13 protein-coding genes and 1 pseudogene are annotated in these 17,378 nt (G+C 63.1%); 1 reads left to right on the forward strand and 13 read right to left on the reverse strand.

Going from position 1 to position 17,378, the window contains the following annotated elements; genetic code table 11:
• Nucleotides 1-53: 53 nt before the first annotated feature.
• The 11 genes and pseudogenes from BRW65_RS01060 to BRW65_RS01115 form a co-directional block, all read right to left on the reverse strand.
• On the reverse strand, nucleotides 54-1,265 hold the full coding sequence (locus BRW65_RS01060; protein ID WP_073870926.1) for an acyl-CoA dehydrogenase family protein: 1,212 nt from the start codon (nucleotides 1,263-1,265) through the stop codon (nucleotides 54-56).
• A gap of 238 nt (nucleotides 1,266-1,503) precedes the next feature.
• Nucleotides 1,504-1,951, reverse strand: a pseudogene (locus BRW65_RS30835) (phosphotransferase); the annotation flags it as partial.
• 51 nt (nucleotides 1,952-2,002) lie between these two features.
• Nucleotides 2,003-3,346, reverse strand: coding sequence for a cytochrome P450 (locus BRW65_RS01075; protein WP_244167945.1), 1,344 nt, complete (start codon nucleotides 3,344-3,346; stop codon nucleotides 2,003-2,005).
• 173 nt (nucleotides 3,347-3,519) lie between these two features.
• A complete protein-coding gene (locus tag BRW65_RS01080; protein ID WP_073870214.1) occupies nucleotides 3,520-5,319 on the reverse strand; it encodes an acyl-CoA dehydrogenase in 1,800 nt (599 codons plus the stop codon).
• A gap of 23 nt (nucleotides 5,320-5,342) precedes the next feature.
• Complete coding sequence (locus BRW65_RS01085; RefSeq protein WP_073870217.1) at nucleotides 5,343-6,836, reverse strand: aldehyde dehydrogenase family protein; 1,494 nt, start codon at nucleotides 6,834-6,836, stop codon at nucleotides 5,343-5,345.
• Nucleotides 6,837-6,902: 66 nt separating this feature from the next.
• On the reverse strand, nucleotides 6,903-8,072 hold the full coding sequence (locus BRW65_RS01090; protein WP_073870220.1) for a thiolase C-terminal domain-containing protein: 1,170 nt from the start codon (nucleotides 8,070-8,072) through the stop codon (nucleotides 6,903-6,905).
• 2 nt (nucleotides 8,073-8,074) lie between these two features.
• Nucleotides 8,075-8,527 (reverse strand): Zn-ribbon domain-containing OB-fold protein, encoded by a 453-nt coding sequence (locus tag BRW65_RS01095; protein WP_167373972.1) that lies wholly within the window; start codon nucleotides 8,525-8,527, stop codon nucleotides 8,075-8,077.
• Nucleotides 8,528-8,828: 301 nt separating this feature from the next.
• Complete coding sequence (locus BRW65_RS01100; RefSeq protein WP_073870226.1) at nucleotides 8,829-9,461, reverse strand: TetR/AcrR family transcriptional regulator; 633 nt, start codon at nucleotides 9,459-9,461, stop codon at nucleotides 8,829-8,831.
• Nucleotides 9,462-9,624: 163 nt separating this feature from the next.
• Complete coding sequence (locus tag BRW65_RS01105; RefSeq protein ID WP_073870229.1) at nucleotides 9,625-10,482, reverse strand: mycofactocin-coupled SDR family oxidoreductase; 858 nt, start codon at nucleotides 10,480-10,482, stop codon at nucleotides 9,625-9,627.
• A 59-nt stretch (nucleotides 10,483-10,541) separates the two neighbouring features.
• Nucleotides 10,542-13,142 (reverse strand): CaiB/BaiF CoA transferase family protein, encoded by a 2,601-nt coding sequence (locus tag BRW65_RS01110; RefSeq protein WP_073870232.1) that lies wholly within the window; start codon nucleotides 13,140-13,142, stop codon nucleotides 10,542-10,544.
• A complete protein-coding gene (locus BRW65_RS01115) occupies nucleotides 13,139-14,341 on the reverse strand; it encodes an amidohydrolase family protein (protein ID WP_073870235.1) in 1,203 nt (400 codons plus the stop codon). The genes BRW65_RS01110 and BRW65_RS01115 overlap by 4 nt, the downstream gene beginning before the upstream one ends.
• 198 nt (nucleotides 14,342-14,539) lie before the next feature.
• Here BRW65_RS01115 and BRW65_RS01120 point away from each other — a divergent pair, with 198 nt between their 5' ends.
• Entirely contained in the window at nucleotides 14,540-15,406 is an 867-nt protein-coding gene (locus tag BRW65_RS01120) for an oxidoreductase (protein ID WP_073870237.1), read from the forward strand.
• Between the two features lie 128 nt (nucleotides 15,407-15,534).
• Here BRW65_RS01120 and BRW65_RS01125 read toward each other — a convergent pair whose 3' ends face one another.
• Together BRW65_RS01125 and BRW65_RS01130 are read right to left on the reverse strand one after the other, a co-directional pair.
• The gene (locus tag BRW65_RS01125; RefSeq protein ID WP_073870239.1) at nucleotides 15,535-16,701 is read right to left on the reverse strand and encodes a thiolase family protein; all 1,167 of its coding nucleotides are present in this window, start codon (nucleotides 16,699-16,701) and stop codon (nucleotides 15,535-15,537) included.
• Nucleotides 16,698-17,123: a Zn-ribbon domain-containing OB-fold protein gene (locus tag BRW65_RS01130; RefSeq protein WP_084187636.1), complete on the reverse strand. Its 426-nt coding sequence runs from the start codon at nucleotides 17,121-17,123 to the stop codon at nucleotides 16,698-16,700. The genes BRW65_RS01125 and BRW65_RS01130 overlap by 4 nt, the downstream gene beginning before the upstream one ends.
• Between the last annotated feature and the right edge of the window lie 255 nt (nucleotides 17,124-17,378).

A 17,378-nucleotide genomic window follows, 5' to 3' on the forward strand; every position in this document is an offset into this window, starting at 1 on the left:
GAAAACGTGTACCTGTACCGCACGACTGGTCGGGCGAATACACGGTCCTGCGGTCAGCTCGTCGGCAAGTATTTATCCAGCTCGCGGCGGGCGATCGTGACGTTGTGCACCTCGTCCGGCCCGTCGGCCAGGCGCAGACACCGAACGAGCGCATACATTGCTGCCAGCGGGAAGTCGTCACACAGGCCGCCGGCGCCGTGCACCTGGATTGCCCGGTCGATCACCTTGGCCGCGATCCGCGGGACGGCGACCTTGATGGCGGCGATCTCCGTGCGTGCTTGGCGATTGCCGACGGTGTCGATCAGCCAGGCGGTCTTCAGCGTCAGCAGTCGGCCCATCTCGATCTCGGATCGCGACTCAGCAATCCAGTCCATGATGTTGGCCCGGGAGGCCACCGGCGCGCCGAAAGTCACCCGTTCGGAGGCACGCCGGCACATCAGCTCCAGCGCCCGTTCGGCCGCACCCAGCGCGCGCATGCAGTGGTGAATGCGCCCCGGCCCGAGGCGGGCCTGTGCAATCCGAAAGCCCGCGCCCTCCTCGGCGATGATGTTGTCCGCCGGAACGCGGACGTTCGAGAACTCGACTTCGCAGTGGCTCTCCTGGTCGGCATAGCCGAACACCGACAGGTTGCGCGTCACGGTCACCCCCGCCGTGTCCCGCGGGACCAGAATCATGCTCTGCTGGCGATGGGTCGGGGCGTCGGGGTCCGTTTTGCCCATCACGATGAACACGCGGCAGTGCGGATGCATGGCGTTAGTGATCCACCACTTACGTCCGTTGAGCACATACTCGTCGCCGTGGCGCTCGATGCGCATGCGGACATTCGTGGCGTCCGAGGATGCGACGTCGGGTTCGGTCATGGCGAACGCCGAACGAATTTCACCGTCAAGCAACGGCCGAAGCCAGCGCTGCTTCTGTTCGGCGGAGCCGAACTGCGTGAGGAGCTCCATATTGCCCGTATCGGGTGCCGAGCAGTTGCACGCCTCGGACCCAATCGCGCTGCGGCCCAGGATCTCTGCCAGCGGCGCGTACTCGGTGTACGACAACCCGGGGCCGTAATCCGGGTCGGGGTGGAAGAGATTCCACAGCCCGCGCCGCCGCGCCTCGGCCTTGAGTTCTTCCATGACCGCGGGTTGCGCGTGCGGCTGGCCGGCAGCCTCGAGCTCGCGCGCGTAGATCCGCTCGGCCGGATAGACGCGCTCGTCCATGAACCCCGACAGTTCCTCAACGAATGCGGCGCAGCGGCGGCTCACCTCAAAGTCCATCGTGCCCTCGTATGTCTCGGTGGCGTCCCGCCAATTGGCCCGAACCACTTCGCAACGTATCAGAGCGGACCGACCGGTCGGTCGTAGGTCCTCCCTTGGCTCGACTTGCCAGTGCCCGATTCCGCGCACGCTCGCAAATGCCCATGCCGCCCGGCAGGCGCGCTGAAGATCATCGCAATCGCGTTCAGCGGCACAGGAATTGACCCTTTCGTCGGCGCCCTGCACACCCGGTGACCGGTCAACCCGAATAGTCGGTGGTTTCGGCCAGTTCCGCGGCGAGTGCCATCTGTTCGACCGCCATCGTCCCCAGCGCGGGTAGCATGGCGCTGCCCCCCGCTCGCTGAATGCTCTGTTCAAGCACGATCGCCATCTTCCACTTGGCGAGGATCACGTAGTAGTCGATGTCCTCGACCCGGCGGTTCGATACCCGCGCATAGCGTTCGAGAAGTGCACTGCGGCTTGCCATTCCAGTAGTGTCAACGTAGCTGCTCTCGGCACCGGGTCTCGGGCCAGTCGTGCAGCATCCATGCCAGATCGATTTTGGTATCGCCCGCGTTGCCCATTTCCCAGTCCACGGTGGCTGCCAGTGTCGCTGGACCGCCGTGACGAAACATCACATTGGCGAACGGGTAGTCACCGTGCATCTGCCCTGGCTGGTAATCCAGAGGACGATGCTCGGCGAGCCAGTGTCACCGGTGCTCCGGTTTCGTAGAAAACTTGGCCCGGTCAGCTTCGGGTCACGTGGCGGTGCCCGCCGCCAGGGGCAGATCGCTAGCCGTGCTGTCGCGCCGAGTCAGCCACACCTTGAGTGAGGACAGCCCCCGCAACGTCGGGTTGACCCGCCAGCGAGGCTCGCCGACAACCTCGATGCGTTCCACGTGATCGACGAGTTCACGCAACACCGCAGTGCCCTCCAGCCGGGCCAGCTGGGCACCCAAGCACAGGTGCACCCCCGAGCCGAAAGCCACGTGACCCGTGGGATTGCGTTCCACCTTGAACGCGTCGGGATCTTCGAACTGGTCGGGGTCGCGGTTGGCCGCGCCCCACGCGAGCAGTACGCGTGACCCGGCAGGGATCGTCGCCGAGCCGACGGTGTAGTCGGACAGCGCTGTGCGGTACAAGCCCTGGATCGGGGCGTAGTAGCGCAGCTGTTCTTCGATGGCGCTGGGGATCAGCTCGGGCCGCTCGTGCAGCAACCGCAGTTGATCCGGGTTGTTGGCGAACGTGAGAAACAGTGTGCTGAGCATGTTCACGGTGGTGTCGTTGCCGGCAAGCAAAAGCAGGAACGCGAAGAAGAAGAGTTCGTCGTTGGACAGCTTGCCGTCTTGGGTATTCGCCACCAGCCTGCCCAGCACCGTCTTTTCGCCGAGCAAGTCGCCCTGCCTCAGCTTCTCAGTGAAGTAGGCGTGGAAGCGGCTGATCGCCCTCATCCCCTTCACCCCCTCCCGCAACCCGCTCAACGAAAGGCTCATGTGAGCCAACCGGGAGGTCTCGTCGGACCACTCCCGGAACGCGGCCAGATCGTCATTCGCGATGCCGAGGATGTGCGCGATCACCGCGGTGGGTAGCGGCTCGGCCAGCAGTGGCGCAACGTCCACCGGTCGATCCCTGATCAAGCTGGCGACGTGATCCTTGGCGAGCTTTTCGACCATCGGGTGCCAATCCTCCAATGCCCCACGGGTGAAGGCCGGCTGAGCTTGCTTGCGCATCTGGGTATGCCGAGGCGGATCGGTCGTCAGCAGCGAAGGGGCCCGCACTCGGCCGAAGGAGATACCGTCGGCGCTGGACAACACGTCGCTGGCGCGCGCACCAGCCCGCACGTCTTCATAGTGGCTGAGGATGTAGATGCCGCGTTTGGGGTTGTAGTGCACCGGCCCGCTGGCCAGGAGTCGCCGATAGTACGGGTACGGGTCCGCCAGCGTCGCCGCATCAAGCGGATCGAAGTCGGTGAGTTCGACACCCCGTCCGACCGGCCTGCGGCCAAGTTTCCGAGCCACGGCTTCCCGTACGTCGGTGATGACGCCACTGGCCGTGCCCGGCCCGTGCATTTTCAGGAAGCTCAGCTGGGATCTGATCGGCACTCAATCAATGTAATTTCCGCGCCCGTCGCTGTAAATATCTATGCCGCGTAGAATTTAGTCAATTCGGGCCCTGACAACTGCATCTGCGGCGCCGGGCAGGAAGCCGGCGGCCGACGCCAGGGACGAGCGTGTTGAGAATCCCAGCTGGTAGGCGCTGGACGCATCGTTGCGGCTCAACAAAACCATTCAGATCGCATGTCCACCGTTACCCGATCAAAGGTTTCGAGCAAGTCGAGTTGCGGGCCGGTGCGCGGCAGCTCGTATGAGAAGAAGTAGCGCGCCGCCTGGCGCTTCCCCTCGTAGTAGTCGCCCTGATGCTCGCCGGTGGCGACGAACTGTTCCAGCCACATCCATGCGACGACCATATGGCCGAAGACCTCCAGGTAGGCGACGCTGTTGGCCATTGCCACCGCACGGTCTGCGAAACCCGCTATCGACGCTGTCACGCCGAGCACCCGATGCCACACCGCGTCAAGCTGTACCGCCAGGGCGGCGGCTTCGTCGCCCGATGTCGTTGCGGTGGCGACGGCCGTTGCGATCGCCGTTCCCAGCTCGGTCAAGCTGGCACCGCCGTGCTGAGTCACCTTGCGACCCAACAGATCTAAACTCTGAATCCCTACCGTCCCTTCATGAATCGGGTTGAGTCGGTTGTCCCGGTAGTGCTGCTCGACATCGTATTCGCGGGTGTAGCCGTAGCCACCGTGGACTTGAATCGCCAGATCGTTTGCCGCAAGACACCACTGCGACGGCCAGCTCTTGGCGACTGGTGTCAAGATGTCGAGCAGGAGCCTTGCCGACTCGCGGTCGCCAGTCGACTCGCTCCCCTGCTCGATGTCGATGAGGCGCGCACAATAGAGCTCCAGCGCCAGGCCGCCTTCGACATACGCCTTTTGTGCCAACAACATTCGCTTCACATCGGCGTGCTCGACGATGGGCACTTGGGGTGTCGAGGGATCCTTGGCGGCTATGGGTCTGCCCTGTTCGCGCTCGCGCGCGTATTTCACCGATTTCAGAAAGCCGGTGTAGCCCAGGGCGACTGCGCCGGTGCCGACGCCGAGGCGAGCCTCGTTCATCATGTGGAACATGTAGAAGAGGCCGCGGTGGGCGTCGCCGACGAGGTAGCCGATCGCACCGGCGCTGCCTGCCGGTGTGTAGGTGCCGTCCCCGAAATTCAGTACGGTGTTGGTGATGCCACGCTGGCCCATCTTGTGGTTCAGCCCAGAGATGGTCACATCATTGCGCTCGCCCAGTTCACCATTCTCGGTGACCAAGAACTTCGGCACGATGAACAGGGAGATCCCCTTGGTGCCCGGGGGCGCTCCCGGTGTCCGCGCCAGCACCAGGTTCACGATGTTCTCGGTCAATTCGTGTTCGGCGCCAGAGATCCACATCTTGGAGCCGTACAGGCGGTACGTTCCGTCGTCCTGGGGTTCCGCGCGGGTCTGGACGTCAGCGAGGGAAGAGCCGGCCTGGGTCTCCGACAGCGCCATCGTGCCGCTGAAGCGGCCGGCGATCATCGGCCCGACCCAGGTGTCCCGCTGGTCTTGACTTCCGAACTTGGCCAATAGGTTTGCGTTCGCGTTAGTGAGCATGAGGTAGCCGTAAGTGCTCACGTTTGCCGCCGCCAGCCAGGCGCCGCTCGCCTGCGCGATCGTGGTGGGCAGCTGAAGGCCACCGTGCTCGTGATCCAAGCTCATCCCGATCAGACCCGCTGCTGCGGCGGCGCCAAGCGCTTCCTTGACGTCGTCGATCACTGTCACCTTCGTACCGTCGAAGGTTGGCTCTGTGGCGTCGCCCTTTTTGTTGTGTGGCGCGAAATACCGTTCGGCCAGGTCCGCGCTGAGATCGAGGACGGCAGACATGGTCTCGTGGGAATGATCTTCGAATCGCGGTAGCTGCACCAGATCCTGCACATGCAGCCACTCGAACAACAGGAAATCCAGGTCGCGGCGCGACAGCAGGGTGGACTTCATTTACCTACGCTCCCCGACGCGAATCAGCCAACCGGGTAATGCATGGTCTTGATTTCCATATACTCGTCGGCGCCGGCGGCGCCGTGTTCGCGCCCGATGCCCGACTGTTTGTAACCGCCGAACGGCGCGGGACCGATCGGGCCGCCGAAGCTCTGATCGCCGCCATTGATGTGGATGTAGCCGGCCCGCAGGGCTCCGGCCACCTCGAAGGCCTTGACCGAGTCGCCGCTCCATACCGAGCCGCCGAGGCCGAACGGTGTGTCGTTCGCGATCGCAATGGCCTCCTGAGGGCCGTCGAAGGGAATCATCACGCCCACCGGGCCGAATATCTCCTCTCGGGCGATCCGCATGTCGTTCGTCACGTCGCTGAACAGGGTCGGTTCAACGAAGAAGCCGCGGTCCAGATGCGCCGGACGGCCACCGCCGGCGACAAGTGTCGCCCCTTCGTCAAGACCGGACTGGATGTAGCCCAGGACCCGATCGCGTTGGGTTGCGCTGATCAACGGACCCATTTCCGATTCCGGATCCGCCGGGTCGCCGACCTTGATGGCCTGGATGGCGGCGCTCACCCGCTCCTTGACGGCGTCGTAGACAGGCCGCTCGACCAGGAGCCGGGTCTGTAGCACGCAGCCTTGTCCGGCGTGCACAGTAAACCCCATCACCAGCGACATCAGCATCATCGGATTGTCGATGTCGGTGTCGGCGAAGACGATGTTGGGTGATTTTCCGCCGAGTTCGAGCACGACACGCTTCAGCGTGCCCGCGGCCTGGCGCATCACTTCACGGCCGATGGTGTTGGAGCCCGTGAAGGACAGGACGGCGACCTGTGGATGCTCGGTGAGCGCGCGCGCTTCCTCGATACCACCGGTTACCACGTTGAGGACACCCGGCGGGATTCCTGCCTCTGCCGCCGCGTCTGCCAGGATCAATGCCGAGAAAGGCGTGTTTGGCGAGGGTTTCAGCACCATGGTATTGCCGGTGGCCAGGATCGGGCCAATCTTCCACAGGTTCAACAGGATCGGATAGTTGAACGGGGTGATGGCCCCCACGACGCCTGCCGGCTCCTTGCGTACCAGCGCCTGGCCCATTCCGGTCAAGCCCACGGTCGGCGGCAGGGCTTCGTCGAACTTCAACTCCGCCGCCTTATCGGCCCAGAAGTAGGCAAAGCGGATGGCCTCTTCGACTTGGCTTACCTTGCCGGCCATTCCAGCGCACCCGATCTCATTCTCGAGAAGGAAGACCAGGTCCTCGCGGCGCGCGGCAACGGCATCGGCGAAGCGATGCAGTAATCGAGACCGTTCCTTCGGCGACATCTTCGGCCATGCGCCACGGCCGTCTTCAAAGGCCCGATAGGCTGCGTCTACGGCTCGATTGACGTCATCGACGGATGACTCTTGCACCTGCCCGATGGGAAGCTCGGTTGCCGGATTGATGATCGTGGTGATGTGGTCGCCGCCGCCCTTGTCCCACTGGCCGTTGACGTAGGGCGTCCCCGGGTTCAGCGACAGTTTCGCCATATCACACTCCGATTCTCCGTAGTGATTTACCGGTTCGGTCGCAAGGATCAGTCCTGACCCGAGTCGTCAACACGCTTGCAGGACCATGGCGCTCGTTGGCAAAGCAGGACCGGAAGTCACAACCATGGTGTTGGTGTCGGGGATTTGATTGACCGAATGGCCGCGGATCTGGCGGACCGCTTCGACTATCCCATTGAAACCATGGAGATAGCCCTCGCCAATCTGGCCCCCGTTTGGATTCACGGGATGGGCACCGCCTGGAGACGTGTGGCCCTCCGCAATGAAGTCAATCCCTTCCCCGCGTCCACAGAATCCGAGCGCCTCGAGCGACATCGGGATGAGTGGACTGAAGGAGTCGTAGATGATCGCGGCGTCGAAGTCCTTGGCGTTCATGCCGGTGTGCCGGTAGAGGTTCTTGGCGACGACGTCCAGATCCGGCACCCCGCTGATGTCAGGCGCGTAATAGTTCTGCATCAGCGTCGACTGGTGCGCCATTCCTCTGACCGCGCCGCGAATCTTGACGGGAGCCGCCTTCAGGTCACGCGCACGCGCCGCGGTCGTCACGACGAATGCTGCACCTCCGTCGCTTTCCAAGCAGCAGTCGTTGACGCGCAGGACGGGTTCGGCCACCCACTTGGACGCTTGGTGGTCCTCGATCGTCAAGGGCCTTCCGAAGAAACGAGCCGCTGGGTTGGTTTCCGCCCACTTACGAGCCGATACCACGACATGCGCGAGGTCGGCGTTGGTCTTGCCGTAGTCGTGAAGATAACGATGAAAAGTGGGCGCCTCCCACCACGCCGGCGTGATCGAGCCGTAGGTGAAAACTTGACGCAACACAGCCTGTGTCGTGCCCGCATCGGAATCAGAGATTCCCTGCCCGAATCGACGTCCCGAACGCAGATTCTCAGCACGGTAGATCACAACGACCTCGGCCAACCCCGTCCTCACCGCGAGCGCAGCGTCCTGAAATGTCATGCATGCGCCACCGCCGCCGGCCAGCGTAATCGAAAACCAATTCAGCTCAGGCAATCCGAGTAGCTGTGCGAGCAGGAAGGGCGAGGTCGGATCGGCCTCGTACGTCACCAGCCCGTCGACATCCCGCGTCGCCAGTCCTGCGTCGGTGAGGGCCATGGCAATCGCACGCATCGCCAGAGTCGACGACGACACGCCGGAGTCCGTCGACATCTCGGTGATACCTACTCCGGCTATCACCACATCGGTGTCTGAGTTCGGCATGGCTACCGTTCAGCTCCGGCGGGGGCAAAAACCGGAACCATCACACCGGAATCGGCCGCCGCGAACTGAACCTCAACGCGCATGCCGAAGTTGACCGCGGCAGGATCGATGCCCACGAGCCGGGAGAAGTATCGCAACCCCTCGTCCAGTTCGATCACGACGAACACGAGGTCTTCGTCGATGAGAGCGGCGCTGGGACGGCGCGGGATGGCGTAGGTATGGACCGACCCGCGCCCCGACGTCGCTACTACGTCGAATTCGGTTGCACCGCAGGCGTAGCACGCATAAGCCGGCAGACTCCACCATGTCGCACACAGGCGACATCGCTGAAATGCCAGTTGACCGTTGCTGGTGGCGTCGAAGAAGAACCGGTTGGTGTCATCGACGCCGGGACCGATGAACTTCAAAGACTTATCCACCACGTCGGTGCGGGCGGACTCAGAGCGCGGTTGCACGGCGCCCCTCCCCATCGGATAGCACGACGTAGACGCTAATACGATTTTTGTCTACGCGTCAATGGGCGGAGCGTGGGTGGACGAGGAAGCCGAGCGCAACCGGGCAGCCGAACGGCGCGCAGCGGCGGCTTTCCGCGCCGAAAGGGCTGCCGTGTCTATGGGCTCACCGCGAGGCCGATGACAGGTTATCGGCCCGATCGAGCGAAGTTGTTCAATGACGTTTGACCGGAGGGGCTTTCGCCGTACAAGCGACCCAGGTTCGTCGTGTTCCAGCCACCAGCGCGGCGGCGGTTACCTCCGGCTACAGTGGCGGCACCACGAATTCGCTGATGAATTCGCGAGCGACGAACGGATAGTCGTTCTCTGCATCGCGCCCGGTGGGCAATAATGCGAATCCGGCGATGCATCGGGCGACCCATTCCACCGCCCGACCGATGTCACGGCCCTTGCTGACCTCACCGGCCTTTCGCGCCTGTGCCATTCGAGGGGCCAAGACCTCCTCCAGCACATCGATGATCACAGCCGATTCCTCGGCATGAATGCGAAAGTACAACGCATTCGGATTGTCGACCGACCGCATCGTCGAACACCAAACCGTAAGCGCAGCTGCAACATTGCCCAGACTGTCCGCGAGGTTCTTCCCGTCGGCGAGTGCATCTTCGAAGTCCCGACGCATCATGTCGACGGCTTGGGCCCGGACCGCCTTGTGCAGTCCTTCGCTGGTCGGGAAGTGCTTATACAGGGTGGCACGCGACATCCCAGCGATGCGCCCGACGTCTTCCATGGTGGTCTTGTCCCAGCCGATGGTCACGTAGCACCGGCGAGCTGCGTCGAGAATGCGGTCCCCGCGCGGTGCATCGTCGGCAACCTGGGCGGCGCGAGATGTGAACACCTTGAACCGACCGCCGAACGCGGTGTCCTGGTGAGCGGTCATCGGGCGCCGCCGACCGGGCTACCCTGCCACGCCGGAATATCGCCGCTCACGAATAACCAGCGTAACAGCATGAGCGTGTTGTCCCGACCCAGAGACAGCCCGGTGTCGGTGGACCCCAGTGGCGACATGAGAGGCGCAGTTCAATCTCGATTCCTCACCCCGATCACGGGAACGTGTAATCGTGCAACTTGATCCAAGCGCCCAGGTCCACTCGCATCTGTGTGCCGGTCACCGCGCGCGACTCGTCAGAGATGAGGTACACCACCGCGTGTGCAACATCCGAAACATCGACCCACGGGTCCGGAAACAGGTTGAGCGCTGGAAAGGCCGGCAGCGCATCCTCGAGCGTCGGCGACTCCAGATCGGGCCGGAATGACTTGTACAGCGGTTCATTGCGCATGATCGCCGTATCGACCGACGTCGGGTGCACCGCGTTAGCGCGGATCCGGCGCGGCGCGACGGCAAGCGCGAGTTCGTGGGTGTACGCGGCGAGCAGACGCTTCGAGGCGACATAACCCAAACCACCGGCGCCGCCGTTCGGATCGGCTTTCAGGGCCGACGTGAACGCCGCGTAGGAGCCCGTGATCACGATCGACGAGCCGTCCTTCAGGAAGGGATACGCGGCGCTTACCGTGTTGAGTACTCCGACCAGATTCACGTCCACGGTGTCGTTGAAAGATATCGGGTCCGTGTTGCCCACGGCCATGATGCCGGCCTGCGCGACGACGCCATGAAGGCCGCCGAACAATTCGACACCCTCGCGCAAAGCATCAGCGACCGCACGCTTGTCGCGTACGTCACCCTTGACGAGGTGGTGCTTTCCGCCTGCATCGCTGATGAGGTCCCTGGTTTCGTCCAGCTCCGCCTCGGACGCCATCGGATACGGCACCGTCGCGATGTTCTCGGCGATGTCGATACCGATGATGTTCGCGCCCTCTTCGGCCAGACGGACAGCGTGTGCGCGTCCTTGGCCGCGCGCCACACCGGTGATGAAGACGACCTTGTCCTGCACTCGTCCCATGTCAATCTCCTGTCTCGGTGGGTGTCGCGATCAGTTTTCTGATCCGCGAGGGCTTGCTCCTAGAAGACACCAGTCCGTAACAGCTCCTCGACCTCCGCCATAGTCAACCCGAGCCGACTTGGGTAAAAGCTGAGATTGTCTTCGCCGTAATTCGGACCCGATCGGCCGACGAAACCCCCTATATATGAGGGTGTTTCGCTGAAGACAACCGGCAGCGTCCTTACCGGCCAGGTGCCGATCTCGGACTGTGGAACCTCCTCCAGCCAGCCCAGGTGAGCGAGTTGAGGGTCGTTTTCGCAACGATCCTGTGCCGTCTGACAGACACCCGCCGGAAACCCGCGGCCCGCCAGCGCGTACATCAGTTCGTAGCCGTCGCAATCCGCCGTGCACGCAGCGACGACCGCGTCAAGTTCGTCCTGATGCGCCAGGCGGTCGGCCAGTGTGGCGAACCGCGCATCGGCCCCGAGTTCTGGTTTGTTCAGTACTTCGACCAATGTCGTCCAATGCTCATCGGTGAAAGATGACAGCGCAATCCAGCGGTCCACGCCCCGAGTCGGATAGATGCCGTGCGGAGCCGCAGGCTTGTATGGAGAGCGGTTACCTGTGCGCTCATAGACGCGCCCGTTGACGCTGTGGTCGAGAACCGCGGTGCCCGTCAGATAGATACCGATTTCGATCTGAGAGGCGTCGATGTGGCAGCCGAGGCCGGTCCGCTGCTTGCGGAAGAGCGCTGCCAGCATGGCTGTGGCCATGTTGTAGGCGCCGAACCAGTCGAGGTAGGAGTATCCGATGCCGGCGGGCGGGAAAGGCGCGGGCATGCCGGACATTTCGCTATTGCCCGCGAACGCGGCCGCCGTCGGCCCGTAAGTTCGCATGCCCTTGTAGCAGCCGTGCTCCCCGGTACCGGACTGCTGAACATAGATGATCTCGGGGTTGATTTCTTTCAACCTCTCGTACCCGAATCCCATGCGCTCCATGGTTCCCGGTGAGAATCCCTCGATCACCATGTCGGCTTCGGCGATCAGGCGCTCGAGAATCTGCTTGCCCTCGGCTGATTTCAGGTTCAAGCTCACCCCGAGCTTGCCCGCATTGATCTCCATGAACGCGCCGGACTTGTTCGGCCCACGGTCGCCGGCCGGTACGGCAATCGGCCCCTGGGCCTTGTCACGCTCGGCACGGCCGCCCTCCGGAGCGAATCCGGCACCGAAACGCATTGTGTCCCAACGGCTGGAGTGTTCGACCTTGACCACTTCCGCGCCGTGCGCCGCGAGAAACCGCCCCGCACCGGCGCTGGCAAGCAGCCAGGACAAGTCGACCACGCGAACCCCCGACAACGCGAATGGCTTCCCCGACGGGGACACCTCGGCGGCCGCGCGGTGGGCCACATGGCTCGCGCGGGGCCCGGGTGCGCCTTGGGTGGAGATCTCCTCGAAGACCTCCGCTGTGTGCTCACCGAGCATCGGTGGCCGCGTGTCCGACTGCCACGGCACCTCCGGGCAGTACCACCGCGCCCCGGTGTAGGTATAGCTCTCGCCGAGTTCGGGATGCTCGACGACCTTGAACGCCTCTCGGGCGCTGAAGTGCGGATCGGTGACATTCTCGTGCGGCGAACGGATTGGCGCCCAGGGCATTCCGACCTGCTGCGCCTCCTGCCAGATCTCCCGATTGGCAAGGAACCGGCCGATGAGCCGGTCAGTGACGTCGCCGATGTGCTGGGCAACGACGGGTTGGGCGCGGTAGGCGTCGTCAAGGTATTTCGGATCGTCCAGATCGGCCTGCATCCCGTGGCGCGCCAGCATGTCGACCAGAGCTTTGAACAGGGCGCTGCCACCCGGCAGGTAGGTCCGGTAGGGCAGCAGCCAACGACCGTCTTTGGTCAGCGCGAGCGCTGGGACAGCCGCCGTCGGCATCGAATGCCGACACGTCTGTCGCAGATTGGTGAGGCGTTGGTATACCCAGTTCGGAACGTCGGTCTCGGTGTTCTTGCTGACCGCATCATGGATCGATGCCGAGAGGTATTGGCCCCGCCCCGAAGACTGCCGATAGATCAACGCCGTGATGATGGCGATCGATGTCGTCTCGCCGGCGATGCAGTACGCCTGCCACATCTGAGGCGCGATCGGAGGCGTGTCGTAGTGCCCTGACGGCTCGGGGTCATAGCCACAGTTCATGGCTACGCCGCCCAGTGCGAGATGAACGAGGTCGCTGCCGGGATAGTCGGCCCATGGGCCGTCGTCACCGAACGGCGATATTCGGCAGTAGATCAGTCCGGGCACGTTGGCGCGCAATGCTTCCTGGTCGAGGCCACGGGTACGCATGTAATCCAAAGATCGGGTGTGCACGAAGACGTCGGCGCGGGAGACCAAGTCCCGCAGTCGTGCCTGATCTGCCGGTTCGTCGAGATCCAAGACCACGCTTCGCTTGCCGATGTTGGAGTGCCAAAAGTGAAGGCTCTGTTCGGGATTCTCGATGTCATCTTTGAAGGGCCCATAGGTCCGGGTGATCTCACCGACTGGCGGTTCGACCTTGATGACGTTCGCGCCGAGCCCGGCAAGCAGCTTGCCCACGTACTCGCCGGTCTCGTCGGCAAGCTCGACGACGGTGACACCGGCGAGGAAGCCCTCGCTTCGCTTGGCGCCGGCTTGGGTATCAGGTGTCACTTCCAGCCCGACCGCGGGTAGCGGAACAGCTGCCGGGCGTTGTCTTCGGCGATCTTGCGTGCATCGCTATCCGACACCGAGACAAGAACCTCTTGGGCGCGCTTGCGTGAATTCGGCCAGCTCGAATCGGAGTGCGGATAATCCACTTCGAGCAGCAGCCGATCGACCCCGATCGCGTCGCGGTTCTTCAGTCCGAATTCGTCGTCGATGAAGCAGCCGTAGAAGTGCTTCTTGAACAGATCGGAGGGCCGAGTGTCCTTGTCGATCTTCTGGTACCAGCGATGCCGGTCCCACACGTAGTCCGTGCGCTCGAGGATGTAGGGAATCCATCCGATGCCGCCCTCGGCCAGCGAGATCTTCAGGTTGGGATGACGCTGCAATGCACCCGACAGCAGCAGATCGACGGTGGTCCACATCAGATTGGTGCCGAAGAGCGTGATCGCCACCGCGAACGGAATGTCCTCCTGCCCGCTGTGCTGGTCATATTGGTCCTGGTCATCGGTGGTCACCCCGCTCGCGCCGAAGCTGTATCCGGGCAGGTACGTGGACGTGCCGAAGTGCATGCTCAGCGGCATATCGGTGGCCTCAGCGGCGCTCCACAGTGGGTCCCAGTACCGAGAGTGCAGGGACGGCATCCCCAGGGGCACCGGGCTCTCGGGAAAACTGATCGTGCGTGCGCCTTTTGAAGCTGTCCGCTCCACCTCGGCGACAGCCAGGTCGACGTCCCACGTCGGCACCATGACGACCGGAACGTAGCGGTCCGGCGCCGAACCGCACCATTCATCAAGAGAGAAGTCGTTCCAGGCGCGCACGCATTCGAGTGCCAGCGCTTTGTCTTTGGCTTTGTGAAAGGTCGAACCGGAGAAGCCCGGGAACGAGGGGAAGCACAGTGCCGCCTGCACTCCGTCCAGATCCATGTCTTTGGCGCGTTCTACCGGGTCATAGCAGCCCGGAATCATGTCCTGGAATTTCATAGGCTCGAGCCCGTATTCCTCGTATGGCCGACCCGCCACCGCGTTCAGGCCAACCTGCGCGTGCAGTTCACCCTCGTATGCCCAGAGATGGTGCCCATGCTCATCCTCGACAATTCGCGGGCCGTCCTCCAGGTATTTGGAAGGCAGGCGATCTTGCCACACGCGGGGATGCTCGATCAGGTGATCGTCCACCGACACGATCTGTACATCGTCCTGCAAAGGCACTGTACGCTCCTCAGCGGTAGACACGCAGACAGATTCTGTATTCGTGTCTACCACTCGCCACTAACCGTGTCAACAGCGCAGCGGGCATCGCCACGCCTGCCGCTTAAGACGTCCGTCGGAGGCACTCCCGAATCGACCACATTGCCCGAACTCAACACCCGGAGTTGCACGTCGAGTGCTGAAGGGAATACTCGGGGAGTGACCAATTGGACCGCAGACGATCTGCCGTCATTCCTCGGACGCACCGTCGTCATCACCGGGGCCAACAGCGGCCTAGGCGCGGTGACGGCTCGCGAATTGGCTCGGGTTGGAGCCAAAGTCATTATGGCCGTGCGTAACACAGATAAGGGCAAAGCCGCCGCACAGCAGATCGCCGGCGATACCGAGGTACGTGAACTCGATCTGCAAGATCTGTCGTCCGTCCGAAAGTTCGCAGACAGCGTCGATGCGGCCGACGTCCTGGTCAACAACGCGGGCATCATGGCTGTCCCCTACTCGATGACGGTTGATGGCTTCGAACGCCACATCGGCACAAACCATTTGGGGCACTTTGCGCTGACCAACCTACTGCTGCCCAAGCTCAGCGACCGAGTCGTAACTATCTCCTCGATCACCCATTGGCGCGGGGGCATCGACCTCGATGACCTCAACTGGAAGGCGCGAAAGTACGCCGCTTATCTCGCCTACGGCCAGTCGAAACTGGCCAACCTGCTGTTCACGGGCGAGCTGCAACGCCGCCTTGACGCCGCCGGTTCGCAGCTGCGTTCGATCGCGGCCCACCCCGGCTACTCGCAAACCAACTTGATGAACACATCTGGGCGTCGCCTCGGCGACGTATTGGCTGCGGCCACGAAGCGGATGTCCACCAGCGCCGATTTCGGTGCCCGGCAGACGTTGTACGCGGTGTCGCAGGACCTGCCGGGCGATACCTTCATCGGTCCACGTTTCGGGATGCTGGGCCGCAGCAAGCCAGTCGGCCGGAGTCCGGCGGCTCGAAACGTCACGACGGCTGCCGCGCTTTGGGAGTTGTCGGAGCAACTCACGGGAACAAAGTTTCCGCTATGAGCAATCACGCTTGAGGCTGGCGATCCAACGTAACCGAAAGGCGCGTTGGCGCGGCGCTCGAGTTCTTGGTCGGATTGGATTGGGGCCTAAAGCACCTGATCCTGGCGCTCATCGGCTGAGCATCATCATCATCGATCAACAGTGAGGATCGCAGCGCCCGCGAACGACCCGGTGGCGTTCGACCATACAGCCACTTCGGCTTCGGGTACCTGGCGCTCACCGCACTCACCACGAAGTTGTCTGACCGATTCGATGCAGAAGTTGGCCCCGTGGCGACGGCCGACATTGCAGGCGCCCCCGTCTGTATTCGTCGGGAGCGACCCGCCAGGTCCGGTGTGGCCGTCGTTGATGAACTGTGGCGCCTCCCCACGACCACAGAAGCCAAGAGCGTCAAGCCATTCGAACGTAATGATTGAGAAGCCGTCATACAGTCCCGCGCAGTCGACATCAGCGGGCCGCAGATCAGTTCGGGACCACAGGGTGTCACTGCAGTGGCCGATTGCGTTCGATGTGAAGTCATCGAGCAATGCCATGTCGATGTCGGCTACCGCCGACATCGCCCACGAATCGACCAACACGGCGGGCTTACGGCATTCCCTGGCGCGCTCGGGGGTGGTGAATATGACCGCGGACGCGGAATCAACCGGGTAGTCGCAATCGAGGAGTCGCACCGGTTTACTGACGTAGCGGGACGCCAGGTACTCATCGACGTCGAGCGGCTCACGAAATAGCGCTTCGGGGTTTCGCATCGCGTGACCGCGCTGGACGACGGCGTGTCGCGCGAAATCCTCTTCCTTGGCACCGAATTCGCTCATATACCGCTGCATCTGGAGGCCGCCGATGAACGCCGCCGGTAGGCTGCCGCCGAACGGCGCTGTCCACTGCTGCTGGCCGCCGACGCGAGTCGGGCCGTCCGCGGGCCCGCCCGCGGTGATCGCGGCGATCGGGTGGTCCCCGGCCCGCGGCTGGCGGATGACACGCAAGGCCAGAGCGGTGTGGCACGATCCGGAAGCGATTGCGTCCATCGCCATTACTGCGGTCTCGGCGAAAGACGGTCCGTATAGGCTCGAGGTGAAAAACCAATTCAGTGGCAAGATTCCGAGTAGCGAACCTATCGACATCGAGACGCCGCCGGTGGTTGAAATCCCATCGACATCACCCTGTTTCAGCCCCGCGTCGTCGAGGGCGGCAGCGACGGCCTGCGTCACGAGCTGATCGTCGGAAAACGGCAGCATACGGCCGGTTTCCGAATACCCGACGCCGACGATCGCCACGCGATTCTGCATCGCGGTCATCGCCCGACGACCTCGAACAGCGGCAGCGTACAGCCCGGCGCAACCTCACGGAACGTCACGGCCAGCGGTTGTCCGATCCGCAGTTCGTCACCGGTGCAGTCGACGAGGTTAGTCGCGAAGCGCAGCGGTTCCTGCTCGACGAGGTTGACAGTGGCGAAGATGTAGGGCTGATGGGCAGCGAAGTACGGATCGTAAGCCTTGCGGGGCTCTGTCCAGGTGACGAGTGTGGCGTCACCGGACACCCGCTCTGGCTCCAGGTTTGTGCTCAGGCAGGCTCGGCACACCTCCTTCGGGGGATGCAGATATGTTCCGCATGCCTGACACCGCAGGATCAGCAGTTCATGCCGATCCACCCCGCTCCAGAAGAATTCGCTCACACTGTCGGGCTTTGGCATCGGCGGGTAAAGCACCGCATCACTCATGTTCGAATCCCCTCCTGAGGCAGGTGTTTACGGCGGCCGCGAACCGCAGGGTTTTTAAATATATATAATTAAGTTCCCCCAGGGTAGCTTCTCAGTTCACTGGGAGGGCAGGCGTATAGCGATCCCAGATGCCATCTCTGCAGACCATCGGGATTCCGTCGAGCGACTGTGCGACCCCAGGGCCAGAGCACAGAGCCCCAAAATCTCGCACACCCACGAGCCCGGGAACCGCCACCCAGGTCGCCGTTGTGGGGT

It is taken from the genome of Mycobacterium paraffinicum (assembly GCF_001907675.1).
GTDB classification, from domain to species: Bacteria; Actinomycetota; Actinomycetes; order Mycobacteriales; family Mycobacteriaceae; genus Mycobacterium; species Mycobacterium paraffinicum_A.

Excerpts from the sequence above, each read along its gene's own strand:
- BRW65_RS01060 (WP_073870926.1), bottom strand. The coding sequence starts at position 1,265 with ATGGACTTTGAGGTGAGCCGCCGCTGCGCCGCATTCGTTGAGGAACTG.
- BRW65_RS01080 (WP_073870214.1), bottom strand. The coding sequence starts at position 5,319 with ATGAAGTCCACCCTGCTGTCGCGCCGCGACCTGGATTTCCTGTTGTTC.
- BRW65_RS01085 (WP_073870217.1), bottom strand. The coding sequence starts at position 6,836 with ATGGCGAAACTGTCGCTGAACCCGGGGACGCCCTACGTCAACGGCCAG.
- BRW65_RS01090 (WP_073870220.1), bottom strand. The coding sequence starts at position 8,072 with ATGCCGAACTCAGACACCGATGTGGTGATAGCCGGAGTAGGTATCACC.
- BRW65_RS01100 (WP_073870226.1), bottom strand. The coding sequence starts at position 9,461 with ATGACCGCTCACCAGGACACCGCGTTCGGCGGTCGGTTCAAGGTGTTC.
- BRW65_RS01105 (WP_073870229.1), bottom strand. The coding sequence starts at position 10,482 with ATGGGACGAGTGCAGGACAAGGTCGTCTTCATCACCGGTGTGGCGCGC.
- BRW65_RS01125 (WP_073870239.1), bottom strand. The coding sequence starts at position 16,701 with ATGACCGCGATGCAGAATCGCGTGGCGATCGTCGGCGTCGGGTATTCG.
- BRW65_RS01130 (WP_084187636.1), bottom strand. The coding sequence starts at position 17,123 with ATGAGTGATGCGGTGCTTTACCCGCCGATGCCAAAGCCCGACAGTGTG.